General features: G+C 70.1%; 14 protein-coding genes and 1 pseudogene. 11 read left to right on the top strand and 4 right to left on the bottom strand.

The window, feature by feature from the left end; genetic code table 11:
- Window positions 1–12: 12 nt before the first annotated feature.
- From OH768_RS12500 to OH768_RS12480, 5 genes and pseudogenes are all read left to right on the top strand, one after another.
- Window positions 13–846, top strand: a complete 834-nt coding sequence (locus OH768_RS12500; RefSeq protein WP_406453033.1) for a carbohydrate ABC transporter permease — start codon at window positions 13–15, stop codon at window positions 844–846.
- Window positions 846–2,129 (top strand): ABC transporter substrate-binding protein, encoded by a 1,284-nt coding sequence (locus OH768_RS12495; protein WP_406453031.1) that lies wholly within the window; start codon window positions 846–848, stop codon window positions 2,127–2,129. The genes OH768_RS12500 and OH768_RS12495 overlap by 1 nt, the downstream gene beginning before the upstream one ends.
- Before the next feature lie 366 nt (window positions 2,130–2,495).
- Window positions 2,496–3,276 (top strand): annotated as a pseudogene (gene erm / locus OH768_RS12490) (ErmE/ErmH/ErmO/ErmR family 23S rRNA (adenine(2058)-N(6))-methyltransferase).
- A 105-nt stretch (window positions 3,277–3,381) separates the two neighbouring features.
- On the top strand, window positions 3,382–3,681 hold the full coding sequence (locus tag OH768_RS12485; RefSeq protein WP_406453029.1) for a hypothetical protein: 300 nt from the start codon (window positions 3,382–3,384) through the stop codon (window positions 3,679–3,681).
- A gap of 23 nt (window positions 3,682–3,704) precedes the next feature.
- Window positions 3,705–4,325 (top strand): hypothetical protein, encoded by a 621-nt coding sequence (locus OH768_RS12480; RefSeq protein WP_406453027.1) that lies wholly within the window; start codon window positions 3,705–3,707, stop codon window positions 4,323–4,325.
- A gap of 101 nt (window positions 4,326–4,426) precedes the next feature.
- Here OH768_RS12480 and OH768_RS12475 read toward each other — a convergent pair whose 3' ends face one another.
- Entirely contained in the window at window positions 4,427–6,670 is a 2,244-nt protein-coding gene (locus OH768_RS12475; protein ID WP_406453025.1) for an MMPL family transporter, read from the bottom strand.
- 399 nt (window positions 6,671–7,069) lie between these two features.
- On the opposite strand from OH768_RS12475, the gene OH768_RS12470 reads away from it, so the two are divergent.
- The 6 genes from OH768_RS12470 (at window position 7,070) to OH768_RS12445 (ending at window position 12,058) form a co-directional block, all read left to right on the top strand.
- Complete coding sequence (locus tag OH768_RS12470) at window positions 7,070–7,618, top strand: DUF1697 domain-containing protein (RefSeq protein ID WP_406453023.1); 549 nt, start codon at window positions 7,070–7,072, stop codon at window positions 7,616–7,618.
- A 46-nt stretch (window positions 7,619–7,664) separates the two neighbouring features.
- On the top strand, window positions 7,665–8,687 hold the full coding sequence (locus OH768_RS12465; RefSeq protein WP_406453022.1) for a ketopantoate reductase family protein: 1,023 nt from the start codon (window positions 7,665–7,667) through the stop codon (window positions 8,685–8,687).
- Between the two features lie 25 nt (window positions 8,688–8,712).
- Window positions 8,713–9,315, top strand: coding sequence for a TIGR03086 family metal-binding protein (locus OH768_RS12460; protein WP_406453021.1), 603 nt, complete (start codon window positions 8,713–8,715; stop codon window positions 9,313–9,315).
- Between the two features lie 55 nt (window positions 9,316–9,370).
- Complete coding sequence (locus OH768_RS12455; RefSeq protein WP_406453020.1) at window positions 9,371–9,988, top strand: DsbA family protein; 618 nt, start codon at window positions 9,371–9,373, stop codon at window positions 9,986–9,988.
- A 271-nt stretch (window positions 9,989–10,259) separates the two neighbouring features.
- Complete coding sequence (locus tag OH768_RS12450) at window positions 10,260–11,708, top strand: hypothetical protein (protein WP_406453018.1); 1,449 nt, start codon at window positions 10,260–10,262, stop codon at window positions 11,706–11,708.
- A gap of 26 nt (window positions 11,709–11,734) precedes the next feature.
- Window positions 11,735–12,058: a hypothetical protein gene (locus tag OH768_RS12445; protein ID WP_406453016.1), complete on the top strand. Its 324-nt coding sequence runs from the start codon at window positions 11,735–11,737 to the stop codon at window positions 12,056–12,058.
- A gap of 66 nt (window positions 12,059–12,124) precedes the next feature.
- Here OH768_RS12445 and OH768_RS12440 read toward each other — a convergent pair whose 3' ends face one another.
- From OH768_RS12440 to OH768_RS12430, 3 genes are read right to left on the bottom strand one after another with little or no spacing between them, the layout of a single operon-like run.
- Window positions 12,125–13,462, bottom strand: coding sequence for a protein kinase domain-containing protein (locus OH768_RS12440; RefSeq protein ID WP_406453014.1), 1,338 nt, complete (start codon window positions 13,460–13,462; stop codon window positions 12,125–12,127).
- A complete protein-coding gene (locus OH768_RS12435) occupies window positions 13,463–14,350 on the bottom strand; it encodes a PP2C family serine/threonine-protein phosphatase (RefSeq protein ID WP_406453012.1) in 888 nt (295 codons plus the stop codon).
- Window positions 14,344–15,012: a vWA domain-containing protein gene (locus OH768_RS12430; RefSeq protein ID WP_406465247.1), complete on the bottom strand. Its 669-nt coding sequence runs from the start codon at window positions 15,010–15,012 to the stop codon at window positions 14,344–14,346. Before OH768_RS12430 ends, OH768_RS12435 begins: the two co-directional genes overlap by 7 nt.
- Between the last annotated feature and the right edge of the window lie 26 nt (window positions 15,013–15,038).

The raw sequence follows: 15,038 nt of genomic DNA, 5'->3' as shown, positions 1-15,038 counted from the left end.
AGCACCACAGGCATGAGGACGAGCACCGGTGCCCGCGCCGGACAGTACGTCGCCCTGCTCGCGTATCTCGTCTTCCTCGCCTTCCCCTTCCTCTGGCTGATCTCCACCGCCTTCAAGTCTCCGCGCGAGCTGGGCAGTCTGCACCCCACCTGGATCCCCCGGCACCCGACCCTCGCCAACTTCCGCCAGGCCTTCGACGAACAGCCGCTGCTGCACGCCGCGTTGAACTCCCTGCTCGCCGCGCTCGGGGCCGCGCTGATCGCCGTGGTGATCGCGACACCGATGGCGTGGGTCATGGCCCGGCGCCGGACACTGCTCGCGCGGGCCGCGACCGGGTGGGTGGTGGTCAGCCAGGCGTTCCCGTTCGTGCTGGTGATCATCCCGCTGTTCCTGGTGCTGAAGAACCTGCGGCTGATCGACTCCCTGGCCGGCCTGGTGCTGGTCTACGTGGTGTGGTCGCTGCCGTTCGCGCTGTGGATGCTCGTCGGGTATGTACGGGCGGTACCGGCCGAGTTGGAGGAGGCGGCGGCGGTCGACGGGGCCGGGAAGCTCCGCACGCTCGTGTCGGTGACGGCACCGCTGCTCGCGCCGGGCATCGTGGCGACGGCCCTGTTCGCGTTCGTCACCGCGTGGAACGAGTTCTTCTTCGCGCTGGTCCTGCTCAAGACCCCGGAGCGCCAGACCCTCCCGGTCGTCCTCACCCACTTCATCGGCGCGGAGGGCGTCGCCGACCTGGGCCCGCTGGCCGCCGCCGCGTTCCTCGCGACCCTGCCCTCCCTGCTCGTCTTCGCCCTGATCCAACGCCGGATCACCGGCGGCATGCTCACCGGGGCGGTGAAGAGCTGATGCGCCCCCGATGGATCCTCGTTCTGGTCGTAGGCCTGCTCCTCGCCGGCTGCACGGGCGGCGGCGGAAACAACTCTGCGAACGGCAGGATCACCCTCCGCTTCCAGTCCCTCGCCTGGCAGGAGGAGTCCGTCACCGCCAACAAGGAACTGGTGAAGGAGTGGAACACCACCCATCCGGACGTCAAGGTCGAATACGTGCAGGGCAGTTGGGACGGCGTCCACGACCAGCTGCTCACCTCCTTCGAGGGCGGTGAGGCGCCGGACATCATCCACGACGCCTCCGACGACCTCGCGGACTTCGCCTACGGCGGCTACCTCGCCGACCTCCGGAACCTGCTGCCCGCCCGGCTCAAGTCCGGCATCCCGCAACGCAGTTGGGAGACGGCGACCTTCGGGAACGGAATCTACGGCGTGCCGTTCCTCCAGGAGCCAAGGGTGATCATCGCCAACGCGACCTGGCTGAAGAAGGCGGGCGTACGCATCCCGACCCCCGAACACCCCTGGACCTGGCCGGAGTTCAGGGCCATCACCCAGCAGCTGAGCGGCGACGGCAAATACGGCGTGGCCTGGCCGCTCAAGGAACCGGTGTCCGCCACGCTCAACCTGTCTCTCTCGGCGGGCGGCGAACTGTTCCACCGGGGCGCGGACGGCAAGGTGACAGTCCGCTTCGACGCGGGCGACCAGGTCGTGCCGCGCACGATCCACGATCAGGCGGACGTGGACCACAGCGCCTCGCCCACAACGCTCGGGAGCGGCGGCTCGGACACCCTGCCCGGGTTCTTCGGCGGCAAGTACGCGATGGTCCCGCTCGGCTTCTCCTACCGCCAGCAGATCGTGCAGCAGGCGCCGAAGGGCTTCGACTGGCAGGTGCTGCCCGCCCCGGCCGGCGCCGACGGGCTCACCCAGGGCGTCAGCCCCCAGACCCTGTCCATCGCCGAGGACAGCCCGCACAAGAAGGAGGCCGCCGAGTTCATCGACTTCCTGCTCCAGCCCAAGAACATGGTCAGGCTGGCCCTCGGCGACTGGATGCTCCCCACCGGCACGGAGGCCCTCAAGGACCCCGCCCTGCACACCACCAAGGACGACTGGTCCACCGGTGCGGCACTCGCCGCCGACCTCGTCTCGGCGCCCGCACAGTCGGTACGCGGCTACCCGGAATGGAAGGACAAGGTGGCCACCCCGGCCTTCCAGGAGTACTACAGCGGAGCGATCGGCCTGGCAGAACTACGCCAACGCCTGCAGAGGGACGGCAACTTGGTACTGGCGAGATACCAACGCTGAAGTGCCCCCTAGGACTAACCCCCCCTCAGGGTCGCGCCCCTCAGGGGCGCGGGGAACTGCGCGACCAGCCCCAACTCACCTGCACTCGCCGAACAACCGCACGCCCCTCCCCGGAGCGCGCTTCACCCAGCGAAAATTCCGTTGCCCCACTCCACCGACCCCACCTAGCGTGAGCGGCATGTCAGCCGCCAACGCGATCACGAACTCCGGTCTCGGCCGGAGCTGCACGTATGCGATCCGCATGCGCCGCGGCCCCGGTGCCCTGACCGGCCCGGGCGTCCACGCCCGCTGACACCTCTCCCTGTTCTTCCGGTCGGGGCCTTCGTCTGCCCGTATGCCCTTCACGGAAGACAAGGACCGCAGGCCATGGCCCGCCCCACCCACGTTTCCCGCGCGCTCTCGCAGAACTTCCTCGCCGACCGCGCCACCGCCGAATACGTCACCCAACTTGCCGTCCCGCACGGACGGCGGATCCCCCTCCTCCTCGAAGTGGGCGCGGGAAAAGGCGCGTTGACCGCGAAGCTCGCGCCCCACTGCCACGAACTGCACGCCCACGAGATCGATCCCCGGCTCGTACCGAAGCTCCGAACCCGCTTCGCCACCACACCCCAAGTGCACGTCATCGCCGGGGGACTTCATGGACACCCGGCCCCCGCGCACCCCGTTCTCCGTCGCCGGCAACGTGCCCTTCTCCCGCACCGCCGACATCGTCGACTGGTGCCTGCGCGCCCCCGCCCTCACCGACGCCACCCTGCTCACGCAGCTGGAGTACGCCCGCAAACGCACGGGGGACTACGGGAGTTGGACCCTGCTGACGGTACGCAGCTGGCCGCGCCACGAATGGCGGCTGGTCGGGCGGGTCGACCGGAGGAGGTTCAGTCCCGTGCCGCGCGTCGACGCCGGGATCGTAAGGATCGAGCGGCGCCGGACCCCACTGCTCGAACCCGCCGAACTGCGCGGCTGGCGGCATCTGGTCGAGCTGGGCTTCTCGGGGGTGGGCGGTTCGCTGCACGCCTCGCTGCGCCGGGCACACCCGAGGCGCCGCGTGGACGCCGCGTTCCGCGCGGCACGCCTCGATCCGCACGTCCTCGTCGGCGAGGTGTCGCCGGACCACTGGCTGCGGTTGCACAGGGAGCTGATGTCGTAGCGCCACCGCGCTCCGTATGATGCCGGGGTTCTGGCGCAGGCGTGACTCATGGCCTGGCCGGGGCCTCCGGGCTCGGGTGGGGCCATGTATCGCCAGGAGAGAGTAATGGATCGGATCAAACGGATATTCTTCGCACTCGATCGAGCCTTCGCCGGGCATCTGCCCCCGTCCGAAGCCCGCAAGCGCGCCGTTCGGCATCCTCTGCCCTTCGGCCTCGTCGGTGCCGTGTTCTTCGGCGGGGTGGCCGCGTGGGCGATCGGGCGGATCGATCTCCCGATCGTGCTGTACTCGCCGGCCATGGGCGCGCTCGTCAGCCTGGCCGTCATTCTTGAGCGCAAGCGGATGATCCACTACGGCTTTCTGCCCCGCCCGGACCGGCCCGACCCATCGACACCTACGAGTTGACCGACCAGGGGAGCTGACCGGAAGTGCAGGACAAGATCATCGGTCTGATGGACGAGCACCGGCGCAGGAACGGGTTCCTGACGTTCGCCGGGATGGCCGCACTGGCCGAGACGAACACCGTCTTCGATCCGTTCTCGACGCTGATCGCCGACGATGCCGTGATCGGTGAGGGCAACACCTTCTTCCCGGGTGTCGTGGTGCAGTGCGACGGCGGGACGTGTTCCGTCGGCAGCGGTAACACCTTCCACCCGTCGACGCTGGTGATCGCCGCGAACGGGGGGCGGATCGAGATCGGGGACGAGTGTTCCCTCGGCCCCGGCGGTGTGCGGATCAAGGCCGACCAGCCCGGCTCCGTGCTGTCGGTCGGCAACCGCGCCCGGCTGCTCAACGGCGCCGAGATCGTCGGAGCCAGCGTCATCGGTGACGGTGCCCAGGTCCTCGGGGCCATCTCGGCACGGAGCGTTCGGCTGGCCGGAGGCGATGACTTCACCGGCACCGATCCCGACCGCCGCGGCGCCGTACTCAAGGGAGCGGGCCTGGCCCGAGGGATCCGGCTGGAGGCCGGTGAGGTGGTGAACGGCCTGGGCGACTTCGCCGCAGCGGCCGTCGAGCGCCAGCTCGCCTACCACCCGCGGAACAAGTGACGGGCAGGACGCCGAACCACCGGGTCTGGGCAGGCCAGGCCCGGTGGCCGTACGTCCCTCTGCTTGGCCCTGGACACGAACGAGCCCTCAGCCGAACGGAGTTACACCCGCACCCGCTCGCCCTCGCCCGCCACCGTGGAGGTGATCTCCTCCGGGGACTCGTCGTGGGTGAGGTCGGGAAGGCGGTGGAGCCACTTCGGGAAGTACCAGTTGCGTTCGCCGAGGAGGGCCATCACCGCCGGGAGCAGGACGCCCCGGATGACCGTGGCGTCGATGAGGACCGCCGCCGCGAGGCCGACGCCCATCTGCTTCATGGACTGCATGGACAGCGTGCCGAAGATCGCGAAGACGGCGACCATGATGATCGCGGCGCTGGTGACGACACCGGCCGTGGTGACCACGCCGTGCTGGATCGCGTCCCGTGTCGTACGGCCGCGCAGCCTCGCCTCGCGGATGCGGGAGACGACGAACACGTGGTAGTCCATCGACAGGCCGAACAGGATCACGAAGAGGAACAGCGGCAGCCAGGTGACGATGGCGCCGACGCCCTCCGCGCCCACCAGCGAGGCGCCCCAGCCGTGTTGGAACACGGCGACGAGGATGCCGTAAGCCGCCCCCACCGAAAGGAGGTTGAGGACGATCGAGGTGATCGCGACCGTCAGTGAGCGGAACGACAGGAGCATCAGCAGGAAGGCGAAGACCACGACGAACGCGAAGACCGGTACGACCGATCCGAGGAGCTGGTCGTTGAAGTCGTGCGAACCGGCGACCTGTCCGGTGATCGGCGCCTGGACCCCGTCGACCTTGCCGAGCGTGGCGGGGCGTACCTCATCGCGCAGTTTCTCCAGGCTCTTCGCGGCCTTGTCCTGGTCGGAGCCGCCGACGAGCGGGACGTAGACGAAGGCGACGTTCTGCGCGTCGTGCAGCTTGATGTCGACCGGGCCGAGCGAGGCGCCCGAACCGACCGCCTCCGCCTTGAAGTCGGCCAACGCCTGCTTGACCTCGGGTGCGTTGATGTCCTTGGCCTTGACGACCACCTCGGCCGGTTCGGAGCCGCCGGGGAAGGCGTCGTTGACCCGGTTGTAAGTCCCCACGATCGGGAGGGAGTTGCCGAACTCCTGGTCCAGGGTGAGGTTTTCGGTCTTCATGCCGACCGCGGGAGCGGCGATCGCCAGCAGCGCGCCTGCCGCGACGAGGACGGAGACGAGCGGCTTGGCGAGCACGCCCTTGAGGACGGCGGTCCAGAACCGGCTCTCGCCGTTGCCCCGGCGGCCGCGCCGGCGCAGGAACGGGATACGGCCCTTCTCGACCCGCTCGCCCAACAGCGAGAGCAGCGCGGGCAGTACGGTCACCGAGCCGACCATGGCGACCGCGACGACCATCAGCGAGGCAAGACCCATCGCCTCGAACTCGGCGAGCCCGGTGAACAGCATGCCCGCCATCGCCACGCACACCGTGACACCGGAGACGATGATGGCGCGGCCACTGGTCGCGGCGGCGATGCGCAGCGCGGCCCCGGCGTCCCGGCCGGCCTCGCGCTCCTCGCGTTCGCGGCGCAGATAGAACAGGCAGTAGTCGACGCCGACGGCCAGACCGACCAGCAGCATCACGGAGTTGGCGGTGTCGCTCATCGGCTGGACGTGGCTGACGATGCCCATCAGACCCATCGTCGCGATGATCGCGGTGAGGGCCAGCGCCACCGGCAGCAGCGCCGCGACCAGCGCGCCGAAGGCGATGAGGAGGATACCGAGGGCCACGGGGACGGCCGAGTACTCGGCCTTCTTGAAGTCGTCGCCGAACGCGTCCTTGTACTGCTTCGCCATGCTGGCGCCGCCGATCTCCTCGATCCGCAGCGAGCCGTGGTCCTTCTGCACCCCGGCGACGGCGTTCAGCACCGGCTCCACCCGGTCACCCGCGGTGTCCGAGTCGCCCCGCATGTCGAACTGGACGAGTGCGCTCCGGCCGTCCTTCGAGATCGTCTTCGTGTCGTACGGCGAGGTCACGTCCGTGACCCGGCCGGTGCCGTTCACCGCCGTGACGACCGCGCCGACCGCGGAGCGGAACTCGGCGTCCGTGGACTTGAGCGACCCGTCCTTCGACTGGATCAGGATCGTCTCACCGGCCGGTTCCTTGATCCCGGCGTCGTCGATGAGCTGGGCGGCGGTGTGCGTCTCGCCCTTCAGCTGGTCGCTCTCGTCGACGTCCACCCGGCCCGCCGCCGAACCGATTCCCATCGCCAGAACCACGAACAGCACCCAGATGCCGACCGCGGCCCACCGGTGCCGGGCGCTCCAGCCGCCGGCCCGGGCGGCGAGGCCCCGCACCCGCGAATCTCCGTTCCCCATGACGGGCTTGCCCCCTTGTGCACGGTGCCGGCCCCCTGCCGCCACCTCATGGATCGAAGGTATGCGCGGAATAAGAACGTCCCCTCGTGCTGACCGGTGAAGTACCGGCGGCCCCGCTCCTCCGCACGGACCCCGGGCCCTCACCACTGGGGAGGACAGCGGCCCCTTACATCTATCCGGACGCCTCGGGGGTGGTGATCAGGGTGTCCGATGCGTCGGCAGGGGTCCGCTTTGTTATTAAGAAACCTTGTTGAACAAGTCACAGGTGCTTGTAGGTGTGCCCATAGGTGTTGATCCGGAGCCACCTCATCCGCGAGAGTTTCCGCGCACCCACGCACCACGGAAAGCGGCCGTCGTGCCCACCCCCACGGGGCACGAAGGCCGCTCTATGGTGTGCGGATGACGACGACGTATGCGGCGCTGCTGCGCGGGATCAACGTGGGCGGCAAGAAGAAGCTCCCGATGGTCGAACTGCGCACGCTCCTCGAAGGCCTCGGACACGACGACGTCCGCACCTACCTCCAGAGCGGCCAGGCCGTGTTCACGAGCGGCCACGGGGACGAGGAGTCCCACGCGGCGGAACTCGCCCGGGCCATCGAGGAGCGGTTCGGCTTCACGGTCGACGTCGTCGTCCGCGACCACGCCTACCTGAAGGCAGTCGCCGACAACTGCCCTTTCCCGGCCGCCGAGTTGGAGGCCAAGCAGCTCCACGTCACGTACTACTCGCTGCCGGTCACGGAGGACCGCTTCGCGGAACTCGACCAACCCGCCTTCCTCCCCGAGGAGTTCCGCCTCGGCGACCGCGCGCTCTACCTGTACGTCCCCGACGGCCTCGGCCGCTCCAAGCTCGCCGTCGAGCTGGCCCGGCCGCGGCTGAACAAGGGGTTGATCGCCACCACTCGCAACTGGAACACCGTGGTCAAACTGGTGGAGCTGACCGGCAGTTGAGATCCCTCGTGGAGGGAGAGATCCACCCTGTGCGAGGCTCGTCCCCATGCGCTACATCATCATCGGAGCAGGGGCGGTCGGCGGAGCCATCGGTGGCCGGCTGGCCGGGGCGGGGTGCGAGGTCGTACTCGTCGCGCGGGGTGCGCAGCGGGCGGCCCTGGCCGAGCGCGGGTTGCGGCTCAAGGTGCCGGACGGCGAGTCGACGTACCGGCTGCCGGTTGTCGAAGAACCGGTAGAACTGGGCGAGTTGAGGCCCGACGACGTGCTCCTGCTCGCCGTGAAGACGCAGGACAGCGAGGCCGCGCTCGCGGCCTGGGGACCGGCGCCGGTCGCTGGCGGCGGTACGGCCGCCGAACGGCTGCCCGTCGTCTGCGCGCAGAACGGGGTGGAGAGCCAGCGGCTGGCGCTGCGCCGCTTCCGGCGGGTGTACGGCGTCTGCGTGTGGCTGCCCGCGACCTTCGTCGAACCGGGCGTGGTCGCCGCCGAGGGCGCTCCCCTCACCGGCATCCTGCACCTTGGCCGCTGTCCGCACGGCACGGACGAGACCGCCCGGCTGATCGCGGCCGACCTGGAGAAGTCGAGGTTCGAGGCGCCGGTCGTGCCCGATGTCACGCGCTGGCAGTACGCCAAGCTGCTCGGCAACCTCGCCAACGCGATCGAGGCGGTCTCCGGGCCGCTCGGCAGCGAGGAGAGCTTCGCGTTCTACGGCCGGGTCCGGGCCGAGGGCGCGGCCGTGCTCGACGCGGCCGGTATCGCGTACGCGAGCGCCGAGGAGGAGAAGGAGGCGCGCGGCGACAAGATCCAGCTCGTGGAGATCGAGGGCGCACCACGCGGCGGCGGCTCCTCCTGGCAGTCGCTGAACCGGGGCACCGGCACCATCGAGGCCGACTACCTCAACGGCGAGATCGCGCTGCTGGGGCGGCTGCACGGCGTACCGACACCACTCAACGACCTGCTGCAACGGCTGGCCAACGGCTTCGCGCGCGAGCGCAGGGCGGCCGGTTCGCTGCCGTTCGACGAGCTGGTCCGCCTCGCCGACGAGGCTGTCGCGTTTGTTCAAGAGTCCTGACGGCGCGCTGCCTAGCGTGGGGTGCATGAGCAACCACGACCTGCACCCGTACATGATCGAATGCGCCGCCGAGGCGGCCCGTGTCGCGCGCGGTGTCAGTGCGACACAGCTCGACGACCCCACGCACTGCCCCGACTGGGACGTCCGCACGCTGGTCAACCACTGGGTCCTCTACACCTCGCACGGCCTGGAGCACCGCGCCCTGCGCAAGCAGCTCTCCGAGGAACTCACCGCCCGCGACTTCACCGCCGGCCCGGACTGGGCGGAGGCCTACGCCGCCCAGCTGGACCGGGCCGTCGCCGCCTGGGCCGACCCGGCGGTGTGGGAGGGCGAGGTCGACCTCGGCATGGCGAAGATGCCGGCCGGTGAACTCGCCGCGATGATCATCAAGGAGCTGGCGGTGCACGGCTGGGACGTCGCCACGGCCACCGGCCAGGAGTACCGCGTCTCGGACGGCGCCGCCCGCCTCGTCCTCGACGTGGTCGAGAAGCACGGCGCGCTCTACCGCCAGTACGACGGCTTCGCCGACCCGGTGCCGGTACCGGCGGACGCCCCGGTGTTCGAGCGGGCCCTCGCGTCCAGCGGACGGGACCCCCGACAGCAGGCCGTGGGCAAAGTGGACCACTGAGAGGGCGCCTGATTGGGCCGAGGATTCAGCCCAATCGGCGGTTAGCGTTCTCCGTATGAGCACTGACACCGCTGTCCGCGTCGACTTCTACTTCGACCCCGCCTGCCCCTTCGCCTGGATCACCTCGCGCTGGCTGCTGGAGGTCGAGCGCGAGCGCCCGCTCGACCTCCGTTTCCACGCGATGAGCCTCTACCGCCATAACATCGGCAACGAACTCCCCGACTGGTACCGGGAGTTGGTCGACAAGTCGATCGGCCCGGTGCGTGTCGCCGTGGCCGCCGCCGAACAGCACGGCGACAAGGTCCTGCGCGACCTGTACACCGCCTTCGGCGTCCGCATCCACGAGCGGCGCCAGGACGACTTCGACGCCGTGATCGCCGAATCCCTCGCCGAACTCGGCCTCCCCGCGGCCCTCGCCGACACCGCCCACGATCCGTCGTACGACGACGCCGTGCGCCGCAGTCACGAGGCGGGCGCCGAGGAGGAGTCGGGTGGGTATGTGGGGACGCCGACCCTGCACGTCGACGGGACGGTGTGGTTCGGCCCGGTGCTGCGAGCCATTCCGCGCGGTGCGAAGGCGGCCGAACTCTTCGACAGCTTCCGGGTGTTGGCCACGCACCCCGACCTCTTCGAGCTGAAGCGGACCCGCACCGGCGGCCTTTCCTTCGACTGAGTGTCCGGAGTGTGGACCAGTTGCCGTCACGGAGTGACAAGAACGCCGGAAGAAACGCAGTACAGAGAGCGGACGGGCCGTCCGGGTCCGACATCACAGGGGAGTGCCGGAACCGGGCGGCTCCCGTGTACCGTTCGGGCGCCACCTCACCTAACTCCGGGACAGACCAGGCTTGTTGTCCCTAGGGTGAAGTGCGCGTATTCGGACGGAAGGGCGGGGGACAGTGGCGGGCAGGGTCCTACCGTCGTTGCCGCAGTACCGCAAGGACGGGGTGACACGACGGCTGTGCGCGTCGGTCCATCTCGACGAGGCCTTCGCCCGGGAGGTCGACCACCGCCTCACGGGTGACCGGCTCACCGCCCTGGGCCTCACCCTCGGCATCAACTTCGTCGCCTTGGCCCGGCACGCCCGCGCCGCCCTGCTGCGGCGCGCGACACTCGACCGCCAACTCGCCTGGCTCTTCGCCGCCTTGCTCCTCTCCCTGCTCGTCGCGGTGTGGGGCCTCGCCGAAGGCCGCGGGTCCGTGGCCCTGGTCGGCGTCTACGGCCCGCTCGGCATCCTCGGCGCCTCCTGGTGGCTGGTCCGCCGCGTGGAGGCGCAGGCGCGGGACGCGGCGCAGGAGGTGTTCCGCAACCCCGACAAGGCCGAGAAGCTCGCCGCACCCGTGGAGCCGGAGGCGGAGAGCTGGCTGCAGGAGCACTCGCTCAAGCGCGCCAACGTCCTGCCGTACGCGGACGCGGCGGCCCTCACCAACCCGTTCGTGGGCAGCGGCAGCAAGATCAAGGAAGTGGTCTGGCAGCCCATCGACGTCAGCAAGCCCGCCGACGCCCCGAACGGCGGCAAACTCACGATCCAGCCCTTCGACGCCGTCGACCTGCACACCTACATCGCCAAGCAGATGGAGGGCATCTCCGGCCTGGAGGGGCTGCGCGCCAAGAACCGGCTCTACGTCCTCGGCAGCAACGCCTACATGCTCCCCGAACTGCTGCCCGACCGCACCGCCCGGCCGCGCCCGCAGATCCCCCGGCAGTTCGTCCAGGCCGGGCTGCAGAGCCCCGGCGCGGGCATGCGCACCCACCTGTGCCTTGAGCGTGTCGGCGAGGGCGGCCGGATCATCGTCTCCATGTATCTGCGGGCGATCCTCAGCGGACCCAGCCTCACCTGGGAGGTCGCCTCCTACGCCATCCCGCCGCTGCACGGCCGCTTCTACCGGGTGGACCGGCTGCCGGTGGCCGGCGCCGAGAGATGGCGGAGTCTCTTCCGGCACGCCACCTCACGCACCTGGCCCGAACTGCGCGGCGCCGTCGGCCGGATCCGCGACCGGAGCAGGCGCCGCCGCACCGCCGAGAAGGCGTTGACGAAGCTGCGCCGGGACATCACCGAGCAGCACTGGATCGTCGACTACGGCGCCAACGACAGCCTGCGCGAGTGGATCGGCGACTGGAGCGAGGCGGGCTACGCCGAGCGCATCGACTCGCAGGACTTCCTCTTCCGCCTGCAGCAGGGCGTGTTGATCGCCACCGAGCGGTTCCTGAAGGACCATCACGTCGACACCAGCTCCTTCGACAAGGCGCAGCAGATCATCAACACCCAGACCTACAACATCTCCGGTGACATCACGGGCAACAGCAACTTCGGCAACCACGGACAGATCAACGTCAACGGGCAGCAGGGACACGGGGGTCCGGGCCAGGGCGGGGCACAACAGCCCCAGCCCTGAACCGGACGCGGAACAGGAGCCGGCACATGAGCACCTACAACTTCAACGGCAACATCAGCGGGCCGTCCAACTTCGGGGACAACGGCCGTATCGAGATCAACAACGGCACGGACGCGGCCGATGTGGTGCGGCTCGCCGCCCAGCTCGTGGACCGGCTGCGCGGCGAACACCCCACGCTCGTTTCCCAAGCACAGGTCATCCAGGGCGAGTTGGTCCAGGCGGGCGAGGAGGGCCGGGCCGCCAACCGGGGCCGTATCCGGGCCGCCCTGGAGACCATCACCATCGGTGTCGGGGCCGGCAGCGGCGGGCTCGCCCTCGTCGAGCAGCTGAAGCACGCGCTCGGCCTGTGAGGCCGTGAGGTCGTAGGAACGCGGAGAGGACAGGGGCGCCGGGCTCCAACACGGCGCCCCTCGGCCTCACTTGGCCCTGACCACCGCCCGTGCCCCGCCCCCGAGGTCCAGTTCGAGCCCCGAGCGCAGGGGGACCGTCTGGCCGGGCTCGATCTGCTGTGAGCCGCCGTCGGAGCGCGTTCCCGTCCAGGTCCGCTGCGAGCGGTTGGCGATGCCGAACCGGCCCGGCTTCGAGGGGTGTTCGACCAGTTCCGCGACCAGGCTCGCGTCCGAGCAGTCGTGCCGGGTCGGCTCCGCCTGGAGATGGTGGGCCTGCACCCGGGCCGCCCGGCGCAGCCGGATGTGGTGTTCGGCGCGCGGCGGGGGAGTGGTCACCACCAGCCGCGGCGGGAGGACGAGTTGACTCCCGCAGCCCCAGCAGGCGCGGGCCGGCGGGTTCTCGCCCGGCTCCGTCATGTTCTCCCGCCCGCACGCGGCGCACTCCACGACCGAGTCCAGTACGGCCCGCAGCGCGTCCCGCCACTCCGACTCGCGGACCCGGGCCGCCGGATCGCGCAGCCCGACCGTGAACCCGCGCCGGAACAGGTCCTGGAGTTTCCCGGCCGCCGCGTCCCAGGTGGCCAGCACCGTCGCGTGCTCCGTCGGATCCGGCGCGTTGGAGTCGTCGGCCGGGTCGAAGACGAACAGCGGACTCCTGCCGTAGAGCTTGCGCTCCGCGGCCTCGTCGAGGCAGTGGATGCCCAACTCCCGCTTGCCCTTCAGCGGGTGGTGGTTCATCAGGAACATGAACAGCAGGACCGCGAGGGAGTGCAGGTCGGACTGGGTGCCGGGACGGGCGCCCGGCTCGGCGCGCACCAGCTCCGGCGCCATGAACTCCATCGTGCCCGAGATACCGCTGACGTCGCCCTCGACCACCGCGTTGTCGTTGTCGCAGACCAGCACGTCACCGGTGGCCGGGTCGAAGAAGATGTTGCCCCAGGAGATGTCCCGGTAGGCGATGCCCCGTGAGTGCAGCGCCTGGTACGCCTCCACCGTGTACAGGCACGCCGTCAGCAACGCCCGTGGTGAGGTGCGCAGTTGACGCCGGAACAGCGCGGGCAGCCCCTTGAAGTGGTCGGGGCGCAGGCCCATCAGATACCCGAACGAGCCCCGGTACTCGGGCACATACGCCTCGGGCCACAGGAACCGGTCGTCGTCGAAGTCGCGGTCCACCAACTCCCGTACGATCGCGTCCTGTTCCGGCGTCGCACAGGTCGGGTAGTACCACTTCAGGGCCATGTCCCCGGCCGGAGTCTTGGCCCGGTACACCTCGCCCTGGCCGCCCGCGCCCAGCATGTCGACGATCTGGATCTCTTCGCCGTTCTGCGCGGTCAGCCGCGTACCGCTGTCGAGCATGCCGCTCATCTATGTCTCCGCCTTCGGTTCCGTGTCCATGGGCGGGGCCACCGGTGCCGTCGGCGCGTGCCGCAGCGCCGCCGCCAGCGTGGTGTCGTCGCCCGAGTACTGCGAGGCCTGCCGCAGCCACTCCGGGAGCACGGCACGCACCCCCTCGCTGCCTTCCGTCGTCAGCCGGCCGTCCAGGCCCGCCACGAACTGCCGGTAGCCGTCGGCCGAGGCGAAGCTCTTCGACAGTCCGTCCGTCGACAGCACCACCAGGCGCGGGGTGCGGGCCTCGTCGAACACCGGCGCCCAGTGCATCCGCACCGCGCTCCAGGCCTCCTTGCCGCACAGCGACTCCGTCTCGTCGCCGAGATCCTCCTCGGCGGGGGCCAGCGGCCGGCTCAGGGTGCCGTCGTGCCCGACCACCGCGAGATCACCGTCGCCGATCTGCCAGGCCACGAACAGCCACGGGGTCAGGACGGCGCCGATCAGTGTGGTGCCGTACAGCAGCAGCTTCTCGCTCTGCCGCGGTTCCGGGGTGCCGGTGTCGGCGACCGGGCGGTGCCGGGACCAGTGGCCGAGGGCCTCCTCCCGCCAGTCCTGCACGAGGGCGCGCGGGAAGTCGTCGCGGGCGTAGGTCATCAGCCGGGTCAGGCGGCCCCGTTCATGGCAGTCGCGGGCCGCGCGGGCGAACAGTTCGGCCCGGCCCAGGAAGCGGTCCACGGCGAAGCGCGCGCCGATCTCGCTGCGGGCGTGGGCGGCCGAGCCGTGGCCGTCGGCGACCGCCAGCAGCAGCGGGTCGTCGCCGGAGCCGGTGCCCTCGCACGCGTACCAGTCCTGGTTGAGTTTCTTGCCGACGCCCCGCACGCTCTCGGCCAGCGTCTCCCAGCGTCGCACCCCGAGCGTCACCACACGTCGTCGTCATCGTCGTCGTCGATGACCGGCGGCGCGTACGGCTGCTTGGTGAGGGTCAGCCCCGAGGAGCCGCCCGCGACCGGCTGCGAGGCCGCCTTCACCGCTGCCGTCGACGCCCAACGGATCGCCGCCGCCAGCTGTTTGGGGCTGTTGGCGTCCAGCGGCTGCAGCTCCGGGTTGCCCAGGAACTCCTGCAGCACACTGCGGTCCGCGTCGGCGCCGATCGCGATGGCGACCCGTACCGCCTTGCGGCCCCAGGGTGTCGCGTCGATCGCCTTCAGGCCCGCCCGCCAGTCGTCGGTGGGGACCCCGTCCGACGCCAGTGCCAGCACCGGCTTCAGTGCGCGCTGCGGCATCGGCGGGCTCTGCAGCTCGCGCGAGACCAGGTGCAGGGCGTCGCCGAGGTTGGTCATGCCGTCCACCTCTACGTCCTGCCAGGTGAAGTCGTCGACCGGGACCGGGGTCTGATGGTGCCAGTGGGCGGTGGTGGAGAACGTGACGGTCCGCAGCAGCAGTTGGGCCGCGGGGTTGTCGTGCGCCACCGACCGCATCTCCGGAATCGCTTCTCTGATCGCGTAGTTGAGCCGGGCGATCTTCTCGCCCTGCATCGAGTACGAGCAGTCGAGCAGCCAGATGAAGTGGACCGGCCGGTTCGCCATCGGCCCGCCGGGAATGTCGCTCACTC

The organism is Streptomyces sp. NBC_01622 (genome assembly GCF_045209635.1).
Taxonomy (GTDB): domain Bacteria; phylum Actinomycetota; class Actinomycetes; order Streptomycetales; family Streptomycetaceae; genus Streptomyces.
Note: the sequence above shows the minus strand (reverse complement) of the source record. Positions and strands in the feature narration are given on the sequence as shown.